Below are 24,854 nucleotides of genomic sequence, written 5' to 3'. Positions count from 1 at the left end.
TGCGCCACTATGGTGCGATGAGATACATCGTGGGCTACACGGACACCCCGGCCGGACACGACGCCCTGGCCCTCGGTGTGCGGCTGGCCCGTACCGACGGTGCGCGGCTCGACGTGGTGCTCGTGCTCGCCAACGAGGAGCGGCCGACCATCGTCCCGGCCGATCCCGGCTACGAGAAGTTCCTGCGCGAGACCGCGGAGGGCTGGCTCGCCGGAGCGATCGACCGGGTGCCGGAGGGCGTGAAGGCGACCTCTCACCTGGTCTACGCGGAGTCGCTCGCCGACGGGCTGCTCGAAGCGATCGACACGCTCGGCGCCTCGCTCGTGGTGGTGGGAGCCGCCCGTGGAGGCCTGCTCGGCCGGTTCGCGCTCAGCACGGTGGCGAACGCCCTCCTGCACGCCGCGCCCGTGCCGGTGGCGCTCGCGCCCTCGGGCTGCCGCGACCTCGCCGAGACGCCGGTCAGTCGCATCACCTGTGCGGTCGGCACCCGGGCAGGAGCCGATGCGCTCCTGGCCACCGGCATCCGGGCCGCGCGAGCCGGCGGCGTGCCGCTTCGCCTGCTCTCGCTCGTGGCCCTCGACGAGCCCACGGGCGCCGACCGACCCGAAGCCCTCGCCCGTGCGCGCGAGCACGCGGAGGAGGTGCTCGCCCACGCTGTGGACGAACTCCCGCGGGATCTGGCGGTGACCTCGGAGGTGGCCACCGGTCGCGCCATCGACGACGCGATCACCGCCATCGCCTGGGATCCCGCCGAGATCGTCTTCGTCGGCTCGAGCCGGCTCGCCCAGCCCCGCCGCCTCTTCCTCGGCTCGACCGCGGCGAAGATGCTGCGCGAACTGCCCGTGCCCCTCGTGGTCGTGCCGCGTGACGCACCCACTCAGATCGGAGACCCGTCATGACCGCTCCCGAGACCACGCCGCAGGGCTCCTCCGACCCGGCCTCGCCGCCGACTGCCGCCACCGCCGCGCTGTCGAAGAAGGGCCTCGGCGCCGGCACCGTCGGCCTCGTGGGTGCCATCGTCATCGGCATCTCGTGCATCGCCCCCGCCTACACGCTCACCGGCGCCCTCGGGCCCACCGTGGCGGAGGTCGGCACCCACGTGCCCGCCATCTTCCTCGTCGGCTTCATCCCGATGCTGCTCGTGGCGTTCGGCTATCGCGAGCTCAACAGCCGCATGCCCGACTCGGGCACCTCGTTCACCTGGGCCACCCGGGCCTTCGGGCCGTGGGTCGGCTGGATGGCGGGCTGGGGGCTGATCGCCGCGACGATCGTGGTGCTGTCGAATCTCGCGGGCATCGCGGTCGACTTCTTCTACCTGATGCTGTCGCAGATCTTCCAGAACCCCGACATCGCCGACCTCACCACGAATCCGTTCATCAACGTCGTGACGTGCCTGGCGTTCATGCTCGGCGCCACCCTCATCTCCTATCGCGACATGCAGACCACGCAGAAGCTGCAGTACGTGCTCGTGGGCTTCCAGCTGCTCGTCATGGTGTTCTTCGGCATCGTCGCCTTCGTGCACGTGGGAGCGGGCGACGCGTTCGACGCCCTGCCGATCTCGCTCGACTGGTTCAACCCGTTCGCGGTCGGCTCGTTCAGCGCCTTCGCCGCAGGGCTCTCGCTCTCGATCTTCATCTTCTGGGGCTGGGATGTCACGCTCACGATGAGCGAGGAGACCAAGGGCTCGAGCTCCACGCCGGGCAAGGCCGCCACCGCGACCGTCGTGATCATCGTCGTGCTCTACCTCTTCCTCTCGGTCTCGCTCATCAACTACGCCGGCGTCGGCGAGGGCGAGTTCGGACTCGGGAACCCCGACATCCAGGGCAACGTGTTCTTCTCCCTCGCGGGCCCCATCCTCGGCCCGCTCGCCATCCTGGTGTCGATCGCCGTGCTCTCCTCGTCGGCGGCGTCGCTGCAGTCGACCTTCGTGTCGCCCGCGCGCACGCTGCTGGCCATGGGCCACTACGGCGCGCTGTCACCGAAGTTCTCGAAGGTGCACCCGCGGTTCTTCACGCCGGGCTACGCCACGATCGTGTCGAGCCTCGTCGCATCCGTCTTCTACACCGTGATGCGGTTCATCTCGGAGGACGTGCTGTGGGACACCATCACGACCCTCGGCATGCTCATCTGCTTCTACTACGGGCTCACGGCGTTCGCGTGCGTCTGGTACTTCCGCAAGCAGTGGTTCTCGAGCGCGCGCAACTTCTTCTTCCAGTTCTTCTCGCCGCTCGTGGGTGGGCTCATCCTGGCCGTGCTGTTCTTCACGACCATCATCGAGAGCGCGAACCCCGACTACGGCAGCGGGTCGAACATCGGCGGGGTCGGGCTCGTGTTCATCCTCGGCATGGTCATCATCCTCACCGGGATCGTGGTGATGCTGATCCAGGCGAAGCTGCGGCCCGACTTCTTCAGGAACCGCACCCTCGCGCGCGGCATCGCGGGCGACCGCAACGAGTCGACCGCCGCCCTCCCGGAATAGGGAGAGCGGAGGGGCTCAGGCTGCTGCCTGCTCCGCGTCGAGGATCGTGTAGGCGTAGCCCTGCTCGGCGAGGAAGCGCTGGCGGTTCTGCGCGAACTCCTGATCGACGGTGTCGCGCGCCACGAGCGTGTAGAAGCTCGCCGGCAGCCCCGACTCCTTCGGGCGCAGCAGCCGGCCGAGGCGCTGGGCCTCCTCCTGGCGCGAGCCGAACGATCCGGAGACCTGGATGGCGACGCTCGCCTCGGGCAGGTCGATCGAGAAGTTGGCGACCTTCGAGACCACGAGGATCTTCTCCTCGCCCTCGCGGAACGCCTGGAACAGCCGCTCGCGCTCGGGCACCGGGGTGGCCCCGGTGATCTGTGGTGCGCCGAGCGCGTGCGAGAGCGCCTCGAGCTGCTCGAGGTACTGGCCGATCACGAGGATGCGCTCGCCGCGGTGCTGCTCGATCAGGCGCTTCGTGGCATCCAGCTTGGCGGGGGCCGTTGCGGCGAGGCGGTAGCGCTCGTCGTCGGCGGCCGCGGCGTAGGTCATCCGCTCCTCGAACGGCAGGTCGACCCGCACCTCGTAGCAGTTCGCGGGAGAGATGTAGCCCTGGGCCTCGATCTCCTTCCACGGCGCGTCGAAGCGCTTGGGGCCGATGAGGCTGAAGACATCGGACTCCCGGCCGTCCTCCCGCACGAGCGTGGCGGTGAGCCCGAGGCGGCGGCGGGCCTGGAGGTCGGCGGTGAGCTTGAAGACGGGCGCGGGCAGAAGGTGCACCTCGTCGTAGACCACGAGGCCCCAGTCGAGGGCGTCGAGGAGCTCGAGATGGGCGTACTTGCCGCTGCGCTTCGAGGTGAGGATCTGGTAGGTCGCGATCGTGACCGGCTTGACCTCTTTGACGAGCCCGGAGTACTCGCCGATCTCCTCCTCGGTGAGGCTCGTGCGCTTCAGCAGCTCCGCGCGCCACTGGCGGGCCGAGACGGTGTTGGTGACGAGGATGAGGGTGTTGGTCTTCACCGCGGCCATCGCGCCGGCACCCACGAGCGTCTTGCCGGCGCCGCACGGGAGCACCACCACACCGGAGCCGTGCTCGGCGAAGTTCTCGATCGCGTGCCGCTGGTAGTCCCGGAGGTGCCAGCTGGTCTCGTCGAGGTCGATCTCGTGCGGGGTACCGGGAGTGAATCCCGCGAGGTCGTCGGCCGGCCAGCCGAGCTTGATGAGCTCCTGCTTGAGCTGGCCGCGGGCCCAGGCCTCGATCTCCCAGCTGCCGTCCTCCCGGCGCACCGTCAGGAGCGGTGCCACCTTCTTGGCGCGGGTGATCTCGGTCAGCACCGCAGGATCCGTCGAGCGCAGCGTGAGCTCGCCCTCGGGCTGCCGCTCGATCACGAGCTTGCCGTAGCGCCCGATGGTCTCGACGATCTCGAGGGTCACCGACTGCGGCACCGCGAACTTGGAGTAGCTCTCGAGGGTCGCCAGGATCTCGTCGGCGGTGTGGCCGGCGGCGCGGGCGTTCCAGAGGCCGAGGCGGGTGATGCGGTAGGTGTGCACGTGCTCGGGAGCGCGCTCGAGCTCGGCGAAGACAGCGAGCTCGTGGCGGGCGGCGGCGGCGGCGGGATGCGCCACCTCGAGCAGCACGGTGCGGTCGCTTTGGACGATGAGAGGGCCGTCGGGCATAGCTGGCAAGTCTACGCCGGGGCGGTGGTCACAGGGCGTGCACGCGGGTGATGTTCGCTACCGGCACCGTGCGCTCCACGCCGGCGCGCTCGTCGACGAGGCGGAGCCTTCCGTTGGCCAGGCTCTGCGGGGTCACCTGCATCTCGGTGGTCGAGCCGTCCGGCATCCGCAGTTCTATGCCCACGGCGGTGCGGGAGCGCACGGCGCGGTCGAGCTGACGGGAGATCCACGCGGCGTCGTCATCGTGCGGGGGCGGGCCGCCGCCGCTGGCGCTGCGGAGACGGGGGAGGAGGTGGCGGAGCTCCTGGGTGAGCGCGGGGGGTGCGTCGGCTGCTGCACCGGATGCGGCGCCCGACGCTGAGTGGAGTGCATCCGCTCCACGGCGGGTGGGGAGGATGCGCGCGCGGCGCATGACGAGCAGGCCCCCGTCGGCGTCTTCCGCGAGCACGGGATAGCGGGCGTCGGCGAGGAGCCAGTAGACGGTGGCGGGCTCGATCCGGCTCGAGAGGGTGTCGTCGGATTCGCGCCGGAACCCCAGCGATGCGAGGGATTGGTCGACCGCGATGCTGCCGAGCACGCGGGTGTCGCTCGAGTGCACGCGGGTGCGCCTGCTGCTGCCGGCGCTGCCGACGGGTGAGACGCGGACGAGCCCGTGGCGGCGCTCGCCTTCGCCGATGAGGTAGTCGAGGGCCTGGGGGACCCCCGTGAGCGAGATCTCGCCGAGGAACTCCCGGAGCCCTTCCGCCGTCTCACCCGACGCGAGGGCGCGGTCGATCGTCTGCGCCGTGATCCGGTAGCTGCTGGCGAGGCCGCGGTTCTCGATGTCGGCGACCGTGCGGAGACGCGCGTCGATGGCGGGGCGGAGAGGGCCTGGGGCGATGATCGAGAGGTCGTGCTGCAGGTAGACCCGGTCGACCTCGTCCGGGAGCTCGGCCGCGAGGCCAGAGGGCGCGGCTCCGAGCAGGAGAGCGAGCTCATCGATGTGATGGAGCTCGGCGCTCATGGTCGCGTCGGCGGCCGGGTAGCGGGTGGCGAGGGCCTCGCGGAGGGTCGCACCGCTCGGCCACCGGCCGCCCTCGACGGCATCGGCGAGAAGGGATCGGAACGGGGTGTCGAGGCTCGCGACCCAACCGGAGACGAGGGTGCTCCAGCGGTCGCGGTGGCCGAGCAGGTTCCACTCGTCGGCGAAGGCCGTGGAGAAGAGGAGGTCGCCGTCGAGGTCGATCAGGCCGGCTGCGCGAGCGACCTCCATGAGCGGGGGCACGAGCTCGGGCTCGAGTCCGAGGAGGGCCGAGAGGCGCTTGCTCTCCGCGGCCGGGATTCCGCCACGTGCCAGTGTGCGCACCGGAGCGAGGCGCAGCTGCTGCACGAGTTCGGCGACCGCCGAGATGGCGGTGAAGGCTCGCTCGGCGACCGGCGTGGCCGCCAGCGCGTCTGCCGCGGGGGAGATCGTGGGTGGGCCGGTCTCGGGTGCGGGGGCGGGTTCGTCGAGCAGGGTCCTGGCCACCTCCGCGACCACGGCGTAGGGGCGGCCGGCCTCATCGCGCAGCGCGAGCTCCTCGAGGGGGAGCGCGTCGAGCGCGACCCTGTTCTCCGCGGGGGCGGCGAGCCCCTCGATCTGGTCGCGGTCGAGGCGGCGGAGCGCTGCACGCACCGAGACCGGGTCGAGCAGCGCATCGGCGAGGTCGAAGAAGTCGCGGATCTCCCGCGCCGCGACCGGGCGCGCCGCGAGCAGCGCGATCAGCTGGTCGTCGCTCTTGGCGCTCAGGGAGCGCGCGAGCGTGAGCGGATCGCTCACCGACTCCCGCGAGCCTCGCGGAGACGGCGTCTCATGTTGACGATGAGGAGGACCAGCATGAGCACCAGGCCGATCGGCAGGCCGATGTAGGGCACGAGGAAGACGGCGGGCCAGACGCCCGAGCTGAAGGACTCGCCCTTCACGCCTGCCGCGGTCGCGATGATGATGGCGAGGAACGCGATGATCGACATCCCGATGACGGCCGCGATCATGACGGCCAGGGTCCGTTCGATCCGGCTGCTGGCTGTCTTGTCGGCGTCACTCACATCCACAAGGATACGGGCACGGGTAGGCTGGTCAGTGGCCCGAAGAGGTATTCGGGCCGATTACACGAGGAGATTCGCGATGCCAACCGGCAAGGTCAAGTTCTACGACGACGAGAAGGGCTTCGGCTTCATCAGCACCGATGACGGCCAAGAAGTGTTCCTGCACGCGTCGGCCCTGCCCGCGGGAACCACGGTGAAAGCCGGCAGCAAGCTCGAGTTCGGCATCGCCGATGGCAAGCGTGGCGCGCAGGCGCTCTCGGTGCGGGTGCTGGAGGCGCCCCCGAGCCTCGCGAAGATGGCGCGGAAGCCCGCCGACGACATGGCGATCATCGTGGAGGACCTCGTGAAGGTGCTCGACTCCATCGGCGGGAACCTCAAGCGCGGCCGCTACCCGGACAACGCGCACAGCCGCAAGATCGCCGCTCTGCTGCGCAAGGTCGCAGACGAGCTGGACGCCTAGTGCCGCAGGACGCACCAGAGCCGGGCGCCGTCGACGAGGGCGTCGAGGAGACCGCTGCCATCGAGCCCGCCGTGGACGAGGTGCTGCTCGGATCGGTGCAGTTCGCTCGGGCCGCGCTCGTGGGCATCGCTCCGGCGGGCACCGTGGGCGAGCTGGCGGGTTCGCGGGCCGAAGAGGACCACGTGCTCAGCCTGTTCTTCGCCTCGAAGCTTCCCGGCTACCCCGACTGGCGGTGGACGGTGACGCTCGCGCGTGTCGACGAGGAGTCCGAACCCACTGTGCTCGAGGTCGAGCTGCTGCCGGGGGAGACCTCGCTCGTCGCTCCGGACTGGGTGCCCTGGTCGGAGCGCCTCGCCGAGTACCAGCTCGCGCAGGAGCTCGCGGCGGCGACCGCGGCGGAGGGTGACGACGACGACGAGGACCTCGACGACGAGGACGAGGACCTCGACGACGACGAGCACGACGATGACGAGCACCCCGAGGAGGACGACGACGACGATCTCGACGAGGTGGATCTCGACGACGTGACCGACCTCGACGACCACATCGCCGACGACGACGAGCTCGCGGCCGCGGCCGAAGAGATCGACGACGACGAGGACTCCGACGACGAGCCGCCCTCCGAGGGCCGCTGACACACCCGCGTCCGCGGACAACGACAAAGCTCCCGCCGATCGGCGCCCAGGTGGGCCCGGAGAGCGGGAGCTTCGGCGTTGTCCGTGCCGGAAGGGCTACGCGCCCAGGTTCTCCACGACGTACTCGATCGACGAGATGAGCTGCGTGACGTCGGAGGGCTCGATGGCCACGAAGGTCGCCACTCGCAGCTGGTTGCGGCCGAGCTTGCGGTAGGGCTCGGTGTCGACGATCCCGTTGGATCGCAGAGCCTTCGCGATGGCCGCGGCGTCGATCGAGTCGTCGAAGTCGATCGTGACGACGACCTGCGAGCGCTCGGCCGGCTCGGCGACGAACGGCCGGGCGTAGGAGACGCTCTCGGCCCACGTGTAGAGCGCCGACGACGACTCGGCCGTGCGGGCCGAGGCCCAGGGCAGCCCGCCGTTGCCGTTGATCCAGGAGACCTGGTTCTCCAGCAGCACGAGCGTGGCGATGGCGGGGGTGTTGAGCGTCTGGTCCAGCCGCGAGTTGTCGACGGCGTTCTTCAGGCTCAGGAACTCCGGGATGTAGCGTCCGGATGCCGCGATCGTCTCGATCCGCTCGAGGGCCGCCGGCGACATGAGCGCGAACCAGACGCCGCCGTCGGAGGCGAAGTTCTTCTGCGGGGCGAAGTAGTAGACATCCGTCTCGGTGACGTCGAAGTCGATTCCGCCCGCGGCGCTCGTGGCGTCGATGACGGTGAGCGCGCCCTCGTCGCCGTGCACGCGCTGCACGGGAGCCATGACACCGGTGCTCGTCTCGTTGTGCGGCCAGGCATAGACGTCGACGCCCTCGAGCACCTCGATCCGCCCGAGCGTTCCGCCTTCGGACTTCACCACGTGGGGAGCCTCGAGCCACGGGGCGCCGGCCGCCGCGGCGAACTTGGAGCCGAATTCGCCGAACGACAGGTTCTCGGCACGCTTCTGGATGAGTCCGAACGACGCCGCGTCCCAGAAGGCCGTCGAGCCGCCGTTGCCGAGCACGACCTCGTGACCCTCGGGCAGCGAGAACAGCGACGACAGCCCCTCGCGCACCGAGCCCACGAGATTCTTCACGGGCGCCTGCCGGTGGCTCGTGCCGAGGAGGGACGCGCCGCGGGTGACGAGGTCCTCCAGCTGGGCGGGGCGGACCTTGGAAGGGCCGCAGCCGAACCGTCCGTCCACGGGAAGTCGATCGGTGGGAATCGTGATCTCGGCCATGCGGTCCATAGTATCGACGCGCGAACAGCCTCGGTGTCGTGGCGTGACACTAGGCTGGGTTAGGTACGCCTCACAGGGCCTAGGAGTATGCCGTGACTGATTTGATCGACACCACAGAGATGTATCTGCGGACGATTCTCGAACTCGAAGAAGAGAACATCAATCCGCTGCGCGCGCGCATCTCGGAGCGGCTCGGTCACTCCGGGCCCACGGTGTCCCAGACGGTCGGGCGCATGGAGCGCGACGGTCTCGTGGTGGTCTCGGTCGATCGTCACCTCGAGCTCACCGAGGTGGGCCGACGGAAGGCCATCTCGGTCATGCGCAAGCACCGGCTCGCAGAGCGGCTGCTGAGCGACGTCATCGGCCTCGACTGGGAGCTCGTGCACGACGAGGCATGCCGGTGGGAGCATGTCATGAGCGAGCAGGTCGAACTCCGCATCCTGGAGCTCCTCGATCACCCCACGGAGTCGCCCTACGGCAACCCCATCCCCGGTCTCGACGTGCTGGGAGATGAGGCGACGATGCCGTTCACGAAGGGCGTCGTGAACATCGTGACACTCGTGCACGGAGCTGTGGGGCCGCAGACGAAGACCATCCGGCGCCTCGGTGAACCGGCTCAGGTCGACCCGGAGCTGCTGCTCCAGCTCAAGCAGGCGGGCGTCGTGCCGGGCAACTCCGCGGCCTTCACCGCGGTCGGCTCCTACGTTCTGGTAGAGGTCGAAGGTTTCGAGGAGGGGCTCGAGCTCCCCAACGAGGTCGCATCCCACATATTTGTTGGGATCTGAGCGAAATCCATCCGAGGAGCGTTACGGAATTGTTAAACAAACTGTCGCTCAAGGTGACATTCGGCCGCCCCTCCCGTATTCTCTAACGAGTCCGCCACCCCCTAATGGGTGCGGGACCGGGCCAAGACACCTCGCTTTCCCGTCTCTTGGTCGCAGAACACGCACGCAACTCGGTGTGGACGGGAGCAGTGCCCTAGCTGCGAGAGGTGCCGGAGGAACGTATTTTGGCCCTTGATGGAAACTCGCTCCCCTCGGAGCGGAACCCCGAAGACCCGAACAGACCCGAGACACCCTCACAGGCAACCGCACTCACCCGCCGGGAGCTCCGTGCGGCGGAGTCGGCCGCAGCTGTAGCGTCGAAGCCGGGCGTGTCCAGTGCTCTCGTGAAGCGTGCGCCCGTCGCGCCGCCGGCCCGCGCGGCCGAGCCCGCTCAGGGCGGCACCCGTGCACCGCGCTCGCGACCGCGCTTCAAGCGCCCCACGAAGAAGGGCGCCGTCAGCACGGTCGTCATGACCTTCGCTGCGGCTCTCGTGGTCACGATGTCGCTCCCCGCCTACGCCTTCGGCGGCGGCGGCAGCTTCGACAGCACGGTCGCATCCGCCGAGGCCGATCTCAGCGGCTCGCAGACCCTCGTGGTGCCCGACGCGTCGGCCGCCCTCGCGGTCAGCCGCGACAACTACACCGCTCCCACCTCCGCCGAGCTGGCCGCCGCTCGCGAGGCCGCGGCCGCCGCGGTCGCCGCCACCGAGGCCGCCGCCGCTGCTGCATCGGCCGCCGAGTCGTCGCGCTCCTCCGCCCCCGGAGGCACGTTCGCGGTCAACCCGCCCTCCGGCCCCTACAGCGGCCAGGCCATCGTGGAGTTCGCCAAGCAGTTCGTGGGAGTCGTGCCCTACGGCAGCGGTGCGAGCCCCGACACGAGCTTCGGTTGCGACGGACTCACCCAGTACGTCTTCGGGGCCTTCGGCATCTACCTGCCGCGCACCGTGAGCAATCAGGCCGCCCTCGGCATCCCGATCGCTCCTGAGGACGCGCAGGCCGGCGACCTCATCGTCTGGCCCATCGGCCACATCGGCATCTACGACGGTGCCGGCGGAACGATCGACTCTCCCGACTGGGGCCGCTACGTCGAGCACCGTCCGCTCTGGGGCAGCTACTACTTCGTGCGGATCGTGTAAACAGTTCGTTACCAGGCCATGAAACGGCGTGCCACCACTGTGTGGCACGCCGTTTCTGTCGTACTCTGAGGCTCTGATCGTCCCCGAGATCATGGAGAGACCGATGAACGACGGCCGGAGCATCCGCACCACGGATCGCCTTCAGCTGCGCGTGCCGCGGCACTCGAACGGACTCAGTCGGTTCCGGATAACCGGATCCCCCTGCAAGGCGCTGTCATCATGACGGCGCCTTTTTTGTTGTCCGCCAGACTCCTCGACCCGAGGCGATCCGCTGTATCGAACACCTGGAAGCCGTCCAGGTCTCTTCGAAAGGGAGAGCATGCGAACACTGGTACTGAACGCAGGATATGAGCCGCTCGGCGTCATCTCGTTCAAGCGGGCGATCGTGCTCGTGCTGAACGACAAGGCCCGCGTGCTGGCGAGCGACGACGCGCACCCCGTGATCGGGATCACGAGCGCCTTCGAGCGACCCGCCGTCATCCTCCTCACCCGCTACGTGCGGGTGCCGATCAACCGGATGATGCCGGTCTCGCGCCGGGGAGTGCTGCGCCGCGACGGTCAGCGGTGCGGTTACTGCGGAGGCACGGCGACGACCATCGACCACGTGCAGCCGCGCTCGCGCGGGGGCAAGGACACCTGGGAGAACCTCGTGGCCTGCTGCCTGCGCTGCAACAACATCAAGAGCGACCGCACGCCGGAGGAGATGGGCTGGTCGTTGCGCTTCGCCCCACGGATGCCTCACCAGTCGGGCTGGAGCATCAAGGGTGCCGAGAAGGCCGAGCCCCAGTGGGAGATGTTCCTCGCCACGGCGGCCTGACCGCTAAACTTGCCCGGTCAGCCTCTGTAGCTCAATGGAAGAGCAGTTCCGTCCTAAGGAAAGGGTTGGGGGTTCGAGTCCCTCCAGGGGCACCCTTCTGTCGGGCGCTCAGATCCGCGCGATTCCGGGGATCTGGGGCCCTCCGATCTCTTTACGAAATCGCTTTTGCCCACACTCGGCGGCGTGCGGTTTCAGTCGGACCAGGCGCGCTTCTCAGGAACCCACGTGCCCGACGTCCGCTTGCCGGAAAGAATGGGATCCAGGCACGGCCGTGTCTCGTCCAGAGATGCGTCGAGTTCATAGAGCTTGCTCGAGTACTCAGCGAAGGTTCGTGCCTGGCGCGGAAAAGCGATCCGCCACTCTTCGGCAGGCGCCTCCATGCGGCTCGGTAGCGTGATTCTCCGACGACCCGATTCGCGGTCGAGCACTTCCTTGAGGCGAGCGGTATCGATGGGGCCGGCGTCAAGAATCCGGACGATGTCGGCGAGGTCGCGGTAGCGGGTGGAGGGCGAGTCACCGTCTCTCCCGTGTCGCTCGTACATCGCACACACCTTGTCGGCCAGGTGGTTCTCGAGCGGAGTCGTCGGCACCGACGGCAGATGGGAGAGAGTGTCGTGTTCGATGACCGCGCGGAGGGGCACCTGATCGACGGGAGCATCGAGGTGGCGTCTCTCGGTGAGGTCGATGGTGAACGTGTCGAAGACCTGGGCGCCGAGGAGCGCCTGCACCCTTGCTTTCGCCGTCTTCGCGCCGTAGTCGAACGGGTCCGGCTCGGAGTGCGGCTCGACAGCGACCACCACGAAGGTAAACGGGTCTCGGTCTGCGCTGGCGTCAGCGAGCGATTGCAGTTCGGCGCGCACATCGTTGCTTGATGCCCACTCGCTTTCGCGGGCCAGGTCGATGTCTTGGGTGAACCGTCCGCCGCCGGTGCGGATGAGGAGCGCGTTCCCGCCGAGAAGAACCCAGGGCGCCTGCGGTTCTGGGGAGAACAGTCTGCTCAGGAAGACTGTGAAGATGTATTGCTTGCGGATGACATCCGCGGTCACACCCCGCCGGCGCGCCTCGTTGTTCAGCTTGGCCTGAAGCGACCGGGCGAGGCTCGCCAGTTGCATCTTCGTGTGCGCCATGTGTTTCCTTGCCCGTGTTGAAGTGCCTTATGAAGCGAGGCGCTCCTCGAGGAATGACAGAAGGGTCTTCGCACCATCGGGCTCTGCGAGAAGCTTCAGGGCCTGCTTCCGAAACTGGGGCGAGCGCGTGACGGCCGTGCGAACTGCGCTACCGATCGCAGCTGCTACGTATCCGGGTGCGACCTCTGCGAGAAGCGCTCGCCCGGAGTCGAAACCGTAGCGCGCGGCATAGGGGGAGAGCGCCTGCGCGAGCTCCTCGACATCGACATCCAGATTCTCGACCCCGGCGGACAGAACGCCGGCGAGGTGGTCGGAATCCAGCAAGGACGCAGCGAGGTCGGCGGCCGTGCGCACCACTGTGGTGACCGGAAGCCCGTCGACCACGGTCACATCGTCGTCGCTCAATTCGGCGCGGTGGAAGCGGAGGTCTGGCAGCGTGCTCTGGCGGCGCACCGAAGCGGTGAACTCGTGCGCCGCAGGAACGAGGTCACCCAGGCCATGCACGACGGCTGCCGAGGCGCCGGAAACGACGACGTCGCCGTTTGCCGACGCCGCCAGCCACGCCCCACGCAGGTCTTGCAGTCGGTCAGCCCCCGCCGAAGGCAGTGCGTAAACTCCGTGGCGGACACGGAGGAGCTTACTTGAGTCGGTGAGGCGACTGAGGTCCACGCCCGAGAGACCCGATTCGCGAGCCTGAGCGGTCGTCACGAGGCCGCGTTGCGTCGAGCCGAGCAGTTCGAGAACCTCCAAAGCATCAACAGCACGCATTATTACACCTCCTCACTCGATGGCGCTTCTAATATTACATCTGAATGTAAGTTTTCAAGCGTGCGGTGATAGAGAGTGGACTCGCGTTTCACGGCATCGCTCCAGCAATCATTGGGCCCCTCGGGCACTTGTCACGCCAGATTATCTGCCCACGCGTTGCCTGGGCTCGCCTCGCGCGCTGCGTCCTGCATCTTGGCCGCCACCATCAGCCGAGGTGTGACCGAGCATCCGCTGAACAGTCTTCGCGTTCGCGCCGCTGCTTATCAAGCATCCGATAGAGGCCGCCGTCACCGCAGAGTCCAACAATTGCCACTGCTAGATAGACGACCCTTTCTGCCTCTTTCTGAGTTGAAGTCCTGTTGGCCGTCCCAACCCCCGTGGCGGTCCGGATCTGGCCAGATGAGCCGAATCACGGATTCCAGGGTCTTCCCGTCGTCCATAGCGGCACTCGACGTACTCGGGGGCAGTCTCCATTTGTGAGACGCGCCACGAAGTTCTCCAGCGACACCGCCAAGGTTGGGCTGAGCCACGATCGGGATCACAAGGGGGATAAGAAGTTCCTCGACGGCTTTGATCGAGTGATCCCATGCGTCGGATGGATCAGAACTTCTTCCGAACGCAGCCCGCCACGCCTCGTCCAGCTCTGAAGCTACAGAATCACTCACGCTCCGAGCTGCCTCATATGCCGTAACCGTCGATGGATCAACCCTTCGTTCGAGTCCGCGCCCATCCGCCCGAACTGTCCACGCTGAAGCACCGATTTCGAGAATGTTCGTCATGTGGAAGGCGCCGCCGCCGAACACGAGCTGCGTGGGCCCCTAGTCGGCGCACTGCTCGGCGAGGCCCGCGCTGAGCAGCTCCGGGTAGGGCACGGATCGGCGCTCATGCACCCTGGTCGTGCCGAGGTGGATGATGGCGCCAACCTTCACGGCATTCTCTTCGACGGTGAGCCGGCGCCGGAGCAAGTTGATGTGCCGCACGCGCAGCGCGGTCACCTCGCCCCATCGGATGCCCATGTAGGCGAGGCAGAGCACGAGCGTCGGATGCGCAGACAAGCCGGCGAGAGTGTGCACCTGGTCGTGGCCGAGGTAGACACGATTCAGCTTCCCGGTCTTGCGGGGCAGCTTCACTCCGCGCGCCGGGTTCCGAGGAAGGCGGCGGTCGGTGACGGCCATGTCGAGGATGCCTGCGAGCACGCCGTGTGCGCTGATCACCGCGGAGGGCGACCGGCGGCCCGCCAGTTCACTCACCCATACCTGCACCTCTGAGGGAACGATGGTTGAGATTTCGCGGTTCCCCCATCGCTCTGACACGTGCACGCCCCAGGCGACCTCGAGCGGCTTTGACGATGAGGGCTTGAGTACAAACTTCGAGCGCAACCACAGAGGAGCGAGGTCGCCGACCGAAACGCGAGCAAGAGCCGGATCAATGTAGTCACCGGCCGCCTTTGACACCGTCACCCAGGCGAGGAACAGCTCGGCTTCGCGCTTGGTCTTGAAACCCGCTTGTCCGTCTGCGTGTGATCCGGTTTCCGGTACCGCACGCGGTATCGCTTGCCTTGCGAGGTGCTGTGCGGGGTCACGCTGCCTGCCATCTCTAGCTACCTCAACCTTTTCCGCTACCACGTCGCCAAGCGCCCTCGTCGTCGTGGTTCGACGCTCATCCCTACGGTCAATTCTGTGACGGGCGGGAGACATCTGAGTGGCGCCAGTAGGGGGCAAGTTTTTGGCCCCTCCAGAGCATGGAAGTAGCTGCGTGCGCGACTCCGGATCGAATCTCCGCGTTCGTTCGTCTCCATGCTCGTGGGTCTTCCATTGCCTATCCTCGGGCGGGAAGAGGCAATAGAACCGTTTGTCCCTCTCCTCGCCTGCGCCACCGCCACCCCCGCGCAGAGCGCGCTTCCCAACCCCCCCAAACATCGTTGCTGTCTGACGGAGGTTGGGAAGTGAAGGGGTAGCGGTGGCGCAGGCGTGAAAAAAGTCTCAAGAAGAAGATCGGTGAGGCAGAGAATGCGAAAATTTGGCAGGGATGTTCAAGCGACCCGAAATGGGGAATGCAACTGCGGCAGTGAACGATTACATTCGTGCTGGATAGTTGGGGCTCGTGCCTGGAATAGACAGTACAAACTCGCTGGCCTGCCTGGTTGTCGCGAGGTAGCATCGCCGCATAAAGCTGTAGGAGTCCGCAACACATGGGTCTGGGAGGTTCGCGGAACACCAAGCGATTGATGTCTTTGCGTGCCAACACCAATGAACCTCAAGTCAGTAGCTCGCATCATCGCGATGGTGAAACGTCGCCCAGCAATCGGCTGATGAAAGTCCGCAACGCGATAGGTCGGAGTCTGGATGCCCACTCGAATCGGTCGTGAAATTGCTGGCGCCGTTCAGGATGAACTTGATCGACTAGGCATGCTCGGGGAGCAGGATCAGCAAGACGTTCTTGACGAGGTGCCGAGGCTGATTGTGCGACTACGTCAGATCGAGCCATCGGTAGATATCCCTGCAGAGGAGTATTACGACCTCCTTAATCTCGCAGCGGGCATGCTGAGCGACGCGGTCCCTTCCACTGGTGGTGAAGAAGTTTTGGCGGAGGCTGAGGCTCTCCAACGAGAAGTTGTGGCGGCTGACATCTCGGAGTCCCTTAGGGCGTGGGCAAGCTATTGCCTTGGGACTACGATCTGCCAGTTGGTCAATCAAGAGGAGCGAAGTCGCTGGTCCTGGACGGCGCAACTCGAGCAGGAAGAGCAGCCCGTGAGGTGGCAGCGTCGCGAGCAGCTTCGGGAAGGGCGTCTCCTTCTCGCTCGGGCAGGTCGGTCGCCCGATATCGAATCGCTTCTGCGATCGAAAGCTCTGTGCAACCTGGGGAACGAACTCGACTCTTCCGGCAGATGGATCGAAGCGTATGAGGCATACCAGGACTCGCTCGCGGAATATCCGAACAATGGCAATGCTGCGGGCAACCTCGCACAGCTTCTCGCGGCACGAATTCGGCTCGGGCGAGGTCAACCTGCTCACTATGCGGCTTTGTACAATAGGTACTCGCGCATGGCGAAGAGCCTGCGCGAGCACACGATCGGAATTTCTAACGAATCAACCGCTGAGAGCTGGGATGCATTAGGCGAATTACAGGGCGTTGGCCACGAGTCACATGACGGAGACCCTGACGATCCCTATCAGCAGTGGGTGGCAACGAACCGTCTTGCGCTATCGGTAGCAATGGAGGGCCTCGGCTCAGACTCATCTCAGTGGGACGATGCAGGGGTGGACGCAGCTCTGGTCCCCGTTGATTCGCCAACGCCACTAGCTATTCTTGCAGCCGTAAATGTTCTGAAGTCCGAGTACCTAGTTGCCCGGCAGTTGGCGTACGACGGCATCGTAGAACTGGCTGGGAATGCTGTTAACGACAGCGGCAGCTATGCGGATACTGATGACGACTCGGTATACGGGCAGCCCGCCGCAAAAATCGTCCTAGCACAACGTGCGACTCTGGACGTTCTCGACAAGATCGCCGTGGTCGCAAACTTGTACTTTGACGTTGGTGATGCGCCAGATCGAGTAAGTTTCCGTGCCTTCTGGACCGAGCGGACGACGTCAGAATTGCGACCTGAACTGCCACAATTCAAGCCCTGGCCCAATCACCGGGCGACACTTGCCGAACTTGCCTACGACATCCATGAGGAAGGCCTCTATGCGCGGGCTCAGCTACTTCGAAATGCCGGGACCCATCGACTAGTTCATGTTAGGAAGTTCACGTTTTCGGGGCCCACCCGAGCCGCCATAGTCTCGGTGGGAGAGCCAGAACTTGTGGCCGCTTCCCTCGAAGCACTCCGAGTGGCCCGCGCAGCATTCCTCTACCTCATCGATTTCATCGCTGAAGACTATGAGGCGGCAGAGGCGGCAGAGGCCGCCTCACTTTCCTGAGTTACAAGGGTTGGCTTTAAAGCGGGGCGAACGTCTGGTCTCTGCCGGTTATCTACCGGCGACACCACATCATCACCTGGAAGGTGGCAAAGTGCCTTTCGATCGGCGCGCTCGAGAACTCGGGAGCTCGATCGCTAGTCAGAGCCTTTGACGAGATGCCAGCCAGGCGGAGTGACACACCATTCGACCGACGGTGGTGTAGCCGGCGGCAACGCGATCGTCGCGGACTCAGGCACCCTCCGGGGTGAGCCCGTGTCTGTGTCCCTTCGGCGCGCCCAGGCTCGGTTAGACCGATAGCAGAGCCAGTGCCGCGGCGTCCTCTTGCTTTTCTCGACGATGATTCGTAAAAAGGAGCGCCAGTAGAGTCATTCGGGAAGACGATGTCTGACGACGGTTCTATAAAATTGACGGAGATTGGTGCGGTGAATTCGTGCCCACATTTTGCCCACAATGAATCTCAAAATGGCCTGATTTAGCGTTATCGACGTGATCCAAAGACCGCGTAAATACGCGGAAGTTGCGAGCTTGCGTAGGCCTCGCGGACCCGCCTACCGAGTTCGAGTCCCTCCAGGGGCACCGTCGCATCAGTCGTCGCTGCCGGTCTCGGCGCCTCGAGGCGGCGTCTTCAGGTCCCAGGGCCCCGGGGTCCACTCGCCCGTCTCCTCGTAGAGCTTGACCGTCTTGTAGTGGTCGGCGAGCGCCGTGCGGATGGCCTTCTTCACGAGCCAGTAAAAGATGACCAGGCTGACCACGATCACAACCAGGTAGGCCACGATCGGAATGACGATGGCGATCGCGGATGCTGTCGAACTGTTCACTGTTCCCCCCTCAGAGATGCATCGAGCCTACCGGCCGACCTCGCGTACACGCGGCGGCGCGGTTTGCAAGGGGGCTGCTTCACCGGGCGAGCGGGAGCACGGTGGAAGAGGCGCGCACCGTGCGTGCACTTCACGCCTAGGAGGCACTCCCGTGTATTTCCACGTACAGGAATGGATCAACGACATCGCCGAGGACGAGCCGGATCCCGCTGCGGCGAACGCACTGCAGGAAGGGCTCGGAGGCCAGTTCGGCGAGATGCGCACGATGATGCAGTACCTGTTCCAGGCCATGAACTTCCGGGGGCCCTCCGCCAAGCCGTACCGCGACCTCATCCAGGGCGTCGGCACCGAGGAGATCAGCCACGTCGAGCTCATCGGCACCACGATCTCCCGACTGCTCGACGGATCGCCGCAGTACAAGGGCAAGCTCACCGACCCGCTCGACACCCCGGGGGCCGGGGGAGCGACGCCGCTCAACATCGCCCTCGACCACAGCAACATCCACCACTACCTCGTGGGAGCGCAGGGCGCGATGCCCGTCGACGCCGCGGGCAACCCGTGGCTCGGCAGCTACGTCTACAACTCGGGCAACCTGGTGCTCGACCTGCTCTACAACCTCATGCTCGAGTCGACCGGTCGGTTGCAGAAGTGCCGCATCTACGAGATGACGGCCAACAAGACCGCCCGCTCCACGATCGCGTACCTGATCGTGCGTGACCAGGCCCACGAGAACGCCTACGCCAAGGCCCTCGAGACACTCGGCGTGGATTGGAAGAAGACCCTCCCGATCCCCAAGACGAACGCCGAGCAGTTCCCGGAGGTCAAGGAGCTCCTGGACCTGGGCCTGCAGAGCAAGCAGTTCTCCTTCGATCTCAAGGGCGAATCGGAGGCCGGCCGCATCTTCCAGGGTGCATCGCCCTCCAATGACGGCACCGACCTCGACGCCACGGAGCAGGCACCCGTCGGGACCCCGTCGTTCATCGCTCCCGAGCGGCTCGAGGAGTTCAGCCCGGGCCTCGACCCCGAACTGCTGAAGCTCATCCAGGCCACCGCCGAGCAGGAGCTCGCCGACGTCGAGTCCTTCTACGGACCGACCGCCGGGAAGTAGGGCGCCGTGACAGACGGAGCGACCTCGTCTCCCGAGCCCGACCCCGCTGTGACCGCTCCTCGCGACGAGGAGCTCGCCGAGCTCATCAAGGAGGCGGATGAGGACGAGGACGGCCAGGGCGCGTCCGGGATGTCGGACCGGCTCCGGGACCGCACCGAGCAGTCCGAATCGGTTCCGGAGTCTCCCGCCGACCTCGTGGACTAGGACGAGCGTAGGGTGGTGGCATGGCACAGGAATTCAGTCATGACGCCGATCAGAACCGATACTCGCTGCGGATCGACGGGGCTCTCGCGAGTGCCGTCGACTACGTGGTGAACGAGAACCACATCTCGTTCACCCACACGTTCACCGACCCGCGGCAGCGCGGCAAGGGGCTCGCGGGTGAGATCGTGGCGTTCGCGGTCGACGACGTCGAGGCCAACACGCCCTACCGGGTCGTGCCCATGTGCTGGTACGTAGGCAAGTGGTTCGACGAGCATCCGGAGCGCGCGGCGCTGCTCTCGCGCTGAGTGGCGGCACGGTGCCGGGGATTGCTATGCTCATGCGTGGGGAGGGCTTCGGCCCTCTCCACCACTCGTTAACGGGCCGGAGATCGATCGACCCGGGCTAGCGTGGAGCCATGGCATCCGAGACCGCAGACGAGTACGAGTTCCGCACCTTCCCGGCGGCCGCCCCCGACGGCAGGGCCGACGCCGCCACCCGGAACTGGCTCGTGGCGGAGTCGCGCGGCTTCCACGAGCCGCGGATGACGCCTGAGGCGATCGACCTCGCCGCCGTCGACATCGCAGCCGACGGCCGACGGCTCACCGGCGCGTACACGACGACGACACCGGAATCGGCGCTCGGGCCCGACGTGCCCGTCGCGACCTTCGCGGCCTACGAGCACACCCTCAACGTGGGTGGGGCGGAGCTGCTGCCCGCGCACCTCATCGCCGGCGTGACCGTGCGCCCGACGCACCGGCGTCGGGGCCTCCTGCGACGACTGATGACCGACGATCTGACGGCCGCGCACGCCGCAGGCCAGGCGCTGGCGGCGCTCACGGTCTCGGAGGCCACCATCTACCGGCGCTTCGGCTTCGGCACCGCCTACGGGCTCGACTCCGTCACCGTTCCGGCCGGACAGCGCTTCCGCCTGACCGTGCCCACCACCGGCCGGTGCGAGCTCATCGACGCGCATGATCTCGTCTCGATCGCCCCTCGCGTCTTCTCCGCCTTCCACGCCCGCACGCCCGGTTCAGTGGACCGGCAGCACGCCTACTGGCGACGGAGCGCCGGTCTTGCCGGACCGAACGGCGCGGCCGACGACACCGTGCGCGCCGCCGTGCACTACGGCGTGGGCGGCGCGATCGACGGCTTCGCGGCTTACCGCGTGCACGAGGGGGACCGCGCGACCGAGCTCGAGGTGATCGACCTCGTGGCCGCGAACGACGGCGCCTACCTCGGTCTCTGGGAGCTGCTCGGGTCGATGGACCTCGTCGACACCGTGCGGTTCGACGCCGCTCCCGCGGACGACCCGCTGCGCTGGGCTCTCGCCGACTGGCGCGCGGTGCGCACGACGGGGCGGAGCGACCGGCTCTGGATCCGCCTGCTCGATGTGGGGACCGTGTTCGAGGCGCGCGGCTACCTCCCGGATGCGGAGGGCGAGGTCGTCGTCGAGGTCGCCGACGACCTCGGGTTCGCTGCGGGCCGCTACCGCATCCGGGTGGCCGGCGGTCGGGCGAGCGTGACCCGTGGCGGGTCTGCCGAGCCCGACGTCGAGCTCGAGGCGTGGGTGCTCGGCTCGCTCTACCTCGGAGCCGTCGACGCCCGCACCCTCGCGTCGGCCGGACGGATCGTGGAGCGCACAGCGGGTGCGGTCGGCCGGCTCGCCGCGCTGCTGACGCCGGTGCGGCCGGTGTACGGTGTCACGCACTTCTGACGCGGCAGCGCCCCGGGGCTTCTCGGCCCTGACCGCGGTCACCGCGCAGGGTCGATGAGCGCGCGCGCAGCCCGCAGGAAAGCCGCGCGCACGGCATCCGGCTCGTCGAGGTAGCCGCCGACGAGAGCGCCGTCGCGCAGGAGCACGATCTCGGCCGCGAGATCGGAGGCGGGGGAGGAGGAGCCGAGCGCGCGCTCGATCAGTTCGACGAACCAGGCGCGGTGGGCGGCGACGATGCGGCGCACCTCGCTCGCCGGGTCGGGGTACTCGATGGCGGCGTTGATGAAGGGGCAGCCGCGGGAGTGGCGGCCGGTGAGGTCGTCGGCGATGAGCACGAGCAGGCGGTCGGCATCCGGATCGGGGGAGGCCGTGAGCGCGGCCCGCACCCGCTCGTCCTCCCGCTCGAGGCACGCCGCCACGAGCGCCTCCTTGCCGGAGAAGTGGCGGTACATCGTGGCGCGGGGCACTCCCGCCTCGGAGAGCACCCGGTCCATGCCCACCCGGCCGATGCCCTCCCGGTAGAACAGCTCGGAGGCGGTCGTGAGCAGTCGCTCGCGCGCGGCCGAGGGCCTGATCCGTTCGCCTTCGAGGCCGGCTGCGCTGCTCACCCGGCCAGTTTAGGGGAACAGTCGTTCTCCCAGGCAGCAGCTCTATCAAACACCTGTAGAGCACTGTAGGGTCGGCCCGTGAGCAGAATGCGCGTGTGGAAGAGCCTGTCCCTGAAGACGGCCACCGTGGTGGCGGGTCTCTCGCTCACGGTGGGGCTGATGGCGGCGGCACCGCAGGACACGGTGGCTCCCGACCCCACGGTCACGGCAGCACCGACAGCCACGCCGGACGTGACGCCCGCCCCGACAACCGCGCCCGATGCGACGCCGACACCGACACCGACGCCGACACCGACACCGACACCGACCCAGGCGCCGGATGCGGCACCGACGTCGACCCCGGATGCGACCGAGACGCCGGCACCCGAGGCGACCACGACGCCGGAGCCCGCGGCGACCACTCCGCCGGGGGTCGAGGCGGAGCCGAACATCCTGGGCATCAACACCTACAGTTTCCGCGCCGACGACATCATCAGCGACAAGAACATGTACGACGGCGATGCACTCGACGCAGCCGCCGTGCAGTCGTTCCTCACGAGGCAGGTGCCCGCGTGCGGCAACGCGAGTTGCCTCGCCGGGCCGACGAAGTTCTCTGTGACGACGATCCCGAAGGATGCGCACTGCGCGGCGTACACCGGCGGCTCGCAGAGGGCGGCGACCATCATCGCGAACGTCGGAAAGGCCTGTGGGGTAAGCCAGAAGGCCCTGCTCGCCCTGATCGAGAAGGAGTCGGGCCTCGTGACCTCGACGGCCCCCACGGCCGGTCGACTCGACGCGGCGACCGGCTACGACTGCCGCGACGATGGAACGCCGTGCGACGAGGACACCAAGGGCTTCTTCAAGCAGGTCTACAACGCCGCGCGCCAGCTCAAGAGCGACTTCCAGAACCCGCGCCTCCCGATCGGCTCGCCCACGCAGGTGCTCTACTACCCGGTCGAATCCAATCCGGCCTGCGGATCCGCCCCCCTCACGATCCGCACCAAGGCCACCGCGGCGCTCTACAAGTACACGCCGTACCAGCCGAACCCCGCGGCGCTCGACAGCGAGAGCGATGGCGACGCCTGCTCGAGCTTCGGCAACCTCAACTTCTGGGTGATCTACACCGACTGGTTCGGCTACCCGCACATCGACGTCGACCGCATCCAGGGCGAGACCCGCTACGACGTCTCCGTGGCGATCGCGAAGGAGGCCTACCCCGACGGCGCCCAGACCGTCTTCCTCGCTTTCGGCGGCGGCTACGCCGACGCGCTCTCGGCCGGCCCCGCGGCGGTCAAGAAGGGCGCACCGCTCCTCCTCACGGGCACCTCGGCCGTGCCCCCCGTCGTGGCCGCCGCCATCCGCGATTCGCTGAAGCCCACCACGATCGTCGTGGTGGGAGGGCCGAACTCGGTCTCCGATGCCGTCGTGAAGCAGCTCAGGAGCCTGCGGCCCGGGGTGCGCATCGACCGCTGGGGAGGTGCCGACCGCTACGAGGTCTCGCGCACGGTCGCGGCCTTCGCCTTCGGCGCGGGCAGCTCCGGTGCCTACGTGGCCACGGGCACCAACTTCCCCGACGCCCTGAGCGCGAGCGGAGCCGGCGGCGCCACGAACAAGCCGGTCGTGCTCGTCTACGGCAAGGCGGCATCCGTCGATCAGGCCACGGCGACGCTGCTCACGTCGACCCTGAAGGTGAAGAACGTCACCATCGCCGGAGGTCCGAACTCGGTCTCACCGGCCCTGCAGTCCTCCCTCGGGTCGCTCCGCACCAACGGAGCACCGCTCACGGTGTGGCGGCTCTCGGGCGCCGACCGCTTCGAAGCCTCTCTCGCCATCAACCTCAATGCCTACGACTACGCCGCCACGAAGGTGCGCCGTGACCGGGTGTTCGTGGCGACGGGCATGAACTTCCCCGACGCACTGGCGGGCTCGGCGCTCGCCGGAGCGAAGGGCTCTCCGCTCGTGGTGGTGCCTCCGAACTGCGTCTCGCCCGAGTTCCGGCAGAGTCTGCAGAAGTTCCGTGCCGTGCGGGTCACCCTCCTCGGTGGCCCGAACTCCCTCGGCGCCGGAGTCGCCGCGCTCACCCCGTGCAGCTGATCGGCCGACGCCTCGCGGGGTGGCTCAGCGCGCGGTGAAGTGCGGCGCGACGAGCTCGAGCGAGCGGATGCGTGCCGGCGAGTCCGTCATCGAATCGCCCTCGTGGGCGCCTCCCACGGGCGACACCATGACCTCGTCGACCCCGTGCTGCTCGGTGAGCGAGCGGATGCGCGCGGCCACCTCGTCGGCCGTGCCGATCAGCCAGCGGCGCGACTGGTCGCGCACCGACTCCTGCTCCATGGGCCCGAGCTCCGTGGCCGCGGCGGCCTCGATCGTCAGCTGCGGGGTGAGCGCGCCCCCGGTGCGGATGCGGGCCATCTGGATGAGCTGGGGGAGCGCGAGCTGCTCGGCCTCCTCGGCGGTGTCGGCCACCGAGATGTTGGCGGTCACGAGCGTCTTGGGGGCGGCGAGAGCCTCGGAGGGCTGGAACGACGAGCGGTAGAGCTCGAGCGCGCGCTCGATGCCGGGTTGGCCGAAGTGGTTGGCGAAGACGTAGGCCATGCCGAGCTTCGCGGCGAGGGCGGCGCTGAAGTCGCTCGAGCCGAGCAGCCACATCTCGGGCGCGCTCGTGACGCGGGGTGTGGCCTTCAGCTCGTACGACCGCGCGCGGATGTTGAGGCCCACACCCGGCTGGTCGTCGCCGAACGGCTCGTCGCTCGGCGGGCGATCGGAGCCGAGCAGCGCCGCGACCGTCTCGACGTCGGTGGGGAAGGTCTCGGCGGGATCGCCGTCTGTCGTCGTGCGCGGCCCGCGCAGCATGTAGGAGGTCACGGGGTCCGAGCCGGGGGCCCGGCCGAGGCCGAGATCGATGCGCCCCGGGTGCATGGCCTCGAGCAGTGCGAACTGCTCGGCGATCGACAGCGGTGCGTGGTTGGGGAGCATGACACCGCCCGAGCCGAGGCGGATGCGTGACGTGCCGGCCGCGAAGTGCGCGATCAGCGTCGACGGCGAGGTCGAGGCCACGGCGGGCATGTTGTGGTGCTCCGCGAGCCAGTACCGGGTGAAGCCCAGCCGCTCGGCGGCCTGCACGAGGGCGAGGCTGGCGGCCACCGCCTCACCGGAGCTCTGCCGGGAGCGGACGGGGATCAGGTCGAGCACCGAGAGGTTCGTCATGTCCCAGGTTCAAGCCCGTGACGGACCCGGTTTATTCCGCCGCGGTCGCCACCCGGCCCGCGGCCAGGGTGCTCTCGCCACGCCGGATCGCGAAACTCGCCCGTGATTACCCGGG

The 24,854-nt window shown here is 67.5% G+C and carries 23 protein-coding genes and 1 tRNA gene; 14 read left to right on the top strand and 10 right to left on the bottom strand.

Annotation, left to right across the window (positions count from 1 at the left end):
* Nucleotides 1-17 precede the first annotated feature (17 nt).
* Both N1028_RS02290 and N1028_RS02285 read left to right on the top strand, forming a co-directional pair.
* Nucleotides 18-899, top strand: a complete 882-nt coding sequence (locus tag N1028_RS02290; RefSeq protein WP_259525147.1) for a universal stress protein — start codon at nucleotides 18-20, stop codon at nucleotides 897-899.
* Nucleotides 896-2,479, top strand: a complete 1,584-nt coding sequence (locus N1028_RS02285; RefSeq protein WP_259525146.1) for an APC family permease — start codon at nucleotides 896-898, stop codon at nucleotides 2,477-2,479. Before N1028_RS02290 ends, N1028_RS02285 begins: the two co-directional genes overlap by 4 nt.
* 15 nt (nucleotides 2,480-2,494) lie before the next feature.
* Here N1028_RS02285 and N1028_RS02280 read toward each other — a convergent pair whose 3' ends face one another.
* The 3 genes from N1028_RS02280 to N1028_RS02270 are packed head-to-tail and all read right to left on the bottom strand — an operon-like array spanning nucleotide 2,495 to nucleotide 6,199.
* Nucleotides 2,495-4,135, bottom strand: a complete 1,641-nt coding sequence (locus tag N1028_RS02280; RefSeq protein WP_259525145.1) for a DNA repair helicase XPB — start codon at nucleotides 4,133-4,135, stop codon at nucleotides 2,495-2,497.
* A 28-nt stretch (nucleotides 4,136-4,163) separates the two neighbouring features.
* Nucleotides 4,164-5,933 (bottom strand): helicase-associated domain-containing protein, encoded by a 1,770-nt coding sequence (locus N1028_RS02275; protein ID WP_259525144.1) that lies wholly within the window; start codon nucleotides 5,931-5,933, stop codon nucleotides 4,164-4,166.
* Nucleotides 5,930-6,199, bottom strand: a complete 270-nt coding sequence (locus tag N1028_RS02270) for a hypothetical protein (protein WP_259525143.1) — start codon at nucleotides 6,197-6,199, stop codon at nucleotides 5,930-5,932. Before N1028_RS02270 ends, N1028_RS02275 begins: the two co-directional genes overlap by 4 nt.
* 79 nt (nucleotides 6,200-6,278) lie before the next feature.
* Between N1028_RS02270 and N1028_RS02265 the strand changes: the two genes are divergently transcribed.
* Together N1028_RS02265 and N1028_RS02260 are read left to right on the top strand one after the other, a co-directional pair.
* The gene (locus N1028_RS02265; protein ID WP_259525142.1) at nucleotides 6,279-6,659 is read left to right on the top strand and encodes a cold-shock protein; all 381 of its coding nucleotides are present in this window, start codon (nucleotides 6,279-6,281) and stop codon (nucleotides 6,657-6,659) included.
* Nucleotides 6,659-7,294 (top strand): DUF3027 domain-containing protein, encoded by a 636-nt coding sequence (locus tag N1028_RS02260; protein ID WP_259525141.1) that lies wholly within the window; start codon nucleotides 6,659-6,661, stop codon nucleotides 7,292-7,294. Before N1028_RS02265 ends, N1028_RS02260 begins: the two co-directional genes overlap by 1 nt.
* A gap of 96 nt (nucleotides 7,295-7,390) precedes the next feature.
* On the opposite strand, the gene serC is transcribed toward N1028_RS02260, so the two are convergent.
* Complete coding sequence (serC, locus tag N1028_RS02255; protein WP_259525140.1) at nucleotides 7,391-8,509, bottom strand: phosphoserine transaminase; 1,119 nt, start codon at nucleotides 8,507-8,509, stop codon at nucleotides 7,391-7,393.
* A 92-nt stretch (nucleotides 8,510-8,601) separates the two neighbouring features.
* Here serC and N1028_RS02250 point away from each other — a divergent pair, with 92 nt between their 5' ends.
* The 4 genes from N1028_RS02250 (at nucleotide 8,602) to N1028_RS02235 (ending at nucleotide 11,378) form a co-directional block, all read left to right on the top strand.
* Complete coding sequence (locus tag N1028_RS02250) at nucleotides 8,602-9,294, top strand: iron-dependent transcriptional repressor DtxR (protein ID WP_259525139.1); 693 nt, start codon at nucleotides 8,602-8,604, stop codon at nucleotides 9,292-9,294.
* A gap of 383 nt (nucleotides 9,295-9,677) precedes the next feature.
* Nucleotides 9,678-10,469 (top strand): C40 family peptidase, encoded by a 792-nt coding sequence (locus N1028_RS02245; RefSeq protein ID WP_259525138.1) that lies wholly within the window; start codon nucleotides 9,678-9,680, stop codon nucleotides 10,467-10,469.
* 319 nt (nucleotides 10,470-10,788) lie between these two features.
* Complete coding sequence (locus N1028_RS02240) at nucleotides 10,789-11,286, top strand: HNH endonuclease (protein WP_259525137.1); 498 nt, start codon at nucleotides 10,789-10,791, stop codon at nucleotides 11,284-11,286.
* 20 nt (nucleotides 11,287-11,306) lie between these two features.
* Nucleotides 11,307-11,378 (top strand) — tRNA-Arg (locus tag N1028_RS02235).
* Nucleotides 11,379-11,477: 99 nt separating this feature from the next.
* Here the strand turns inward: N1028_RS02235 and N1028_RS02230 are convergent.
* The 3 genes from N1028_RS02230 to N1028_RS02220 form a co-directional block, all read right to left on the bottom strand.
* A complete protein-coding gene (locus N1028_RS02230; protein ID WP_259525136.1) occupies nucleotides 11,478-12,413 on the bottom strand; it encodes a nucleotidyl transferase AbiEii/AbiGii toxin family protein in 936 nt (311 codons plus the stop codon).
* Nucleotides 12,414-12,440: 27 nt separating this feature from the next.
* The gene (locus tag N1028_RS02225) at nucleotides 12,441-13,181 is read right to left on the bottom strand and encodes a type IV toxin-antitoxin system AbiEi family antitoxin domain-containing protein (RefSeq protein WP_259525135.1); all 741 of its coding nucleotides are present in this window, start codon (nucleotides 13,179-13,181) and stop codon (nucleotides 12,441-12,443) included.
* 818 nt (nucleotides 13,182-13,999) lie between these two features.
* Complete coding sequence (locus N1028_RS02220) at nucleotides 14,000-14,431, bottom strand: site-specific integrase (RefSeq protein WP_259525134.1); 432 nt, start codon at nucleotides 14,429-14,431, stop codon at nucleotides 14,000-14,002.
* 1,095 nt (nucleotides 14,432-15,526) lie between these two features.
* Between N1028_RS02220 and N1028_RS02215 the strand changes: the two genes are divergently transcribed.
* Nucleotides 15,527-17,101, top strand: coding sequence for an LA2681 family HEPN domain-containing protein (locus N1028_RS02215; RefSeq protein WP_259525133.1), 1,575 nt, complete (start codon nucleotides 15,527-15,529; stop codon nucleotides 17,099-17,101).
* 584 nt (nucleotides 17,102-17,685) lie between these two features.
* Here the strand turns inward: N1028_RS02215 and N1028_RS02210 are convergent.
* Nucleotides 17,686-17,919, bottom strand: coding sequence for a hypothetical protein (locus N1028_RS02210; RefSeq protein WP_259525132.1), 234 nt, complete (start codon nucleotides 17,917-17,919; stop codon nucleotides 17,686-17,688).
* 151 nt (nucleotides 17,920-18,070) lie between these two features.
* Here N1028_RS02210 and N1028_RS02205 point away from each other — a divergent pair, with 151 nt between their 5' ends.
* The 4 genes from N1028_RS02205 (at nucleotide 18,071) to N1028_RS02190 (ending at nucleotide 20,945) form a co-directional block, all read left to right on the top strand.
* Nucleotides 18,071-19,027: a manganese catalase family protein gene (locus N1028_RS02205; protein ID WP_259525131.1), complete on the top strand. Its 957-nt coding sequence runs from the start codon at nucleotides 18,071-18,073 to the stop codon at nucleotides 19,025-19,027.
* A gap of 6 nt (nucleotides 19,028-19,033) precedes the next feature.
* Nucleotides 19,034-19,231 (top strand): hypothetical protein, encoded by a 198-nt coding sequence (locus N1028_RS02200; RefSeq protein ID WP_259525129.1) that lies wholly within the window; start codon nucleotides 19,034-19,036, stop codon nucleotides 19,229-19,231.
* A gap of 20 nt (nucleotides 19,232-19,251) precedes the next feature.
* Nucleotides 19,252-19,536: a GNAT family N-acetyltransferase gene (locus tag N1028_RS02195; RefSeq protein ID WP_259525128.1), complete on the top strand. Its 285-nt coding sequence runs from the start codon at nucleotides 19,252-19,254 to the stop codon at nucleotides 19,534-19,536.
* A gap of 110 nt (nucleotides 19,537-19,646) precedes the next feature.
* Nucleotides 19,647-20,945, top strand: coding sequence for a GNAT family N-acetyltransferase (locus N1028_RS02190; RefSeq protein ID WP_259525127.1), 1,299 nt, complete (start codon nucleotides 19,647-19,649; stop codon nucleotides 20,943-20,945).
* Between the two features lie 38 nt (nucleotides 20,946-20,983).
* Here the strand turns inward: N1028_RS02190 and N1028_RS02185 are convergent, their stop codons facing one another.
* Nucleotides 20,984-21,553, bottom strand: coding sequence for a TetR/AcrR family transcriptional regulator (locus tag N1028_RS02185; RefSeq protein ID WP_259525126.1), 570 nt, complete (start codon nucleotides 21,551-21,553; stop codon nucleotides 20,984-20,986).
* 87 nt (nucleotides 21,554-21,640) lie between these two features.
* On the opposite strand from N1028_RS02185, the gene N1028_RS02180 reads away from it, so the two are divergent.
* A complete protein-coding gene (locus tag N1028_RS02180) occupies nucleotides 21,641-23,626 on the top strand; it encodes a cell wall-binding repeat-containing protein (protein ID WP_259525333.1) in 1,986 nt (661 codons plus the stop codon).
* A 24-nt stretch (nucleotides 23,627-23,650) separates the two neighbouring features.
* Here the strand turns inward: N1028_RS02180 and N1028_RS02175 are convergent, their stop codons facing one another.
* Nucleotides 23,651-24,739, bottom strand: coding sequence for an LLM class flavin-dependent oxidoreductase (locus N1028_RS02175; protein ID WP_259525125.1), 1,089 nt, complete (start codon nucleotides 24,737-24,739; stop codon nucleotides 23,651-23,653).
* Nucleotides 24,740-24,854: the final 115 nt, after the last annotated feature.

It is taken from the genome of Herbiconiux oxytropis, from assembly GCF_024979315.1.
GTDB lineage: Bacteria > Actinomycetota > Actinomycetes > Actinomycetales > Microbacteriaceae > Herbiconiux > Herbiconiux oxytropis.
Note: the sequence above shows the minus strand (reverse complement) of the source record. Positions and strands in the feature narration are given on the sequence as shown.

Coding starts and splice junctions, on each gene's coding strand:
- N1028_RS02240 (WP_259525137.1), top strand. CDS start 10,789: ATGCGAACACTGGTACTGAACGCAGGATATGAGCCGCTCGGCGTCATC.
- N1028_RS02180 (WP_259525333.1), top strand. CDS start 21,641: ATGCGCGTGTGGAAGAGCCTGTCCCTGAAGACGGCCACCGTGGTGGCG.
- N1028_RS02215 (WP_259525133.1), top strand. CDS start 15,527: ATGCCCACTCGAATCGGTCGTGAAATTGCTGGCGCCGTTCAGGATGAA.
- N1028_RS02175 (WP_259525125.1), bottom strand. CDS start 24,739: ATGACGAACCTCTCGGTGCTCGACCTGATCCCCGTCCGCTCCCGGCAG.
- N1028_RS02190 (WP_259525127.1), top strand. CDS start 19,647: ATGGCATCCGAGACCGCAGACGAGTACGAGTTCCGCACCTTCCCGGCG.
- N1028_RS02265 (WP_259525142.1), top strand. CDS start 6,279: ATGCCAACCGGCAAGGTCAAGTTCTACGACGACGAGAAGGGCTTCGGC.
- N1028_RS02225 (WP_259525135.1), bottom strand. CDS start 13,181: ATGCGTGCTGTTGATGCTTTGGAGGTTCTCGAACTGCTCGGCTCGACG.
- serC (WP_259525140.1), bottom strand. CDS start 8,509: ATGGCCGAGATCACGATTCCCACCGATCGACTTCCCGTGGACGGACGG.
- N1028_RS02280 (WP_259525145.1), bottom strand. CDS start 4,135: ATGCCCGACGGCCCTCTCATCGTCCAAAGCGACCGCACCGTGCTGCTC.
- N1028_RS02285 (WP_259525146.1), top strand. CDS start 896: ATGACCGCTCCCGAGACCACGCCGCAGGGCTCCTCCGACCCGGCCTCG.
- N1028_RS02230 (WP_259525136.1), bottom strand. CDS start 12,413: ATGGCGCACACGAAGATGCAACTGGCGAGCCTCGCCCGGTCGCTTCAG.
- N1028_RS02195 (WP_259525128.1), top strand. CDS start 19,252: ATGGCACAGGAATTCAGTCATGACGCCGATCAGAACCGATACTCGCTG.
- N1028_RS02290 (WP_259525147.1), top strand. CDS start 18: ATGAGATACATCGTGGGCTACACGGACACCCCGGCCGGACACGACGCC.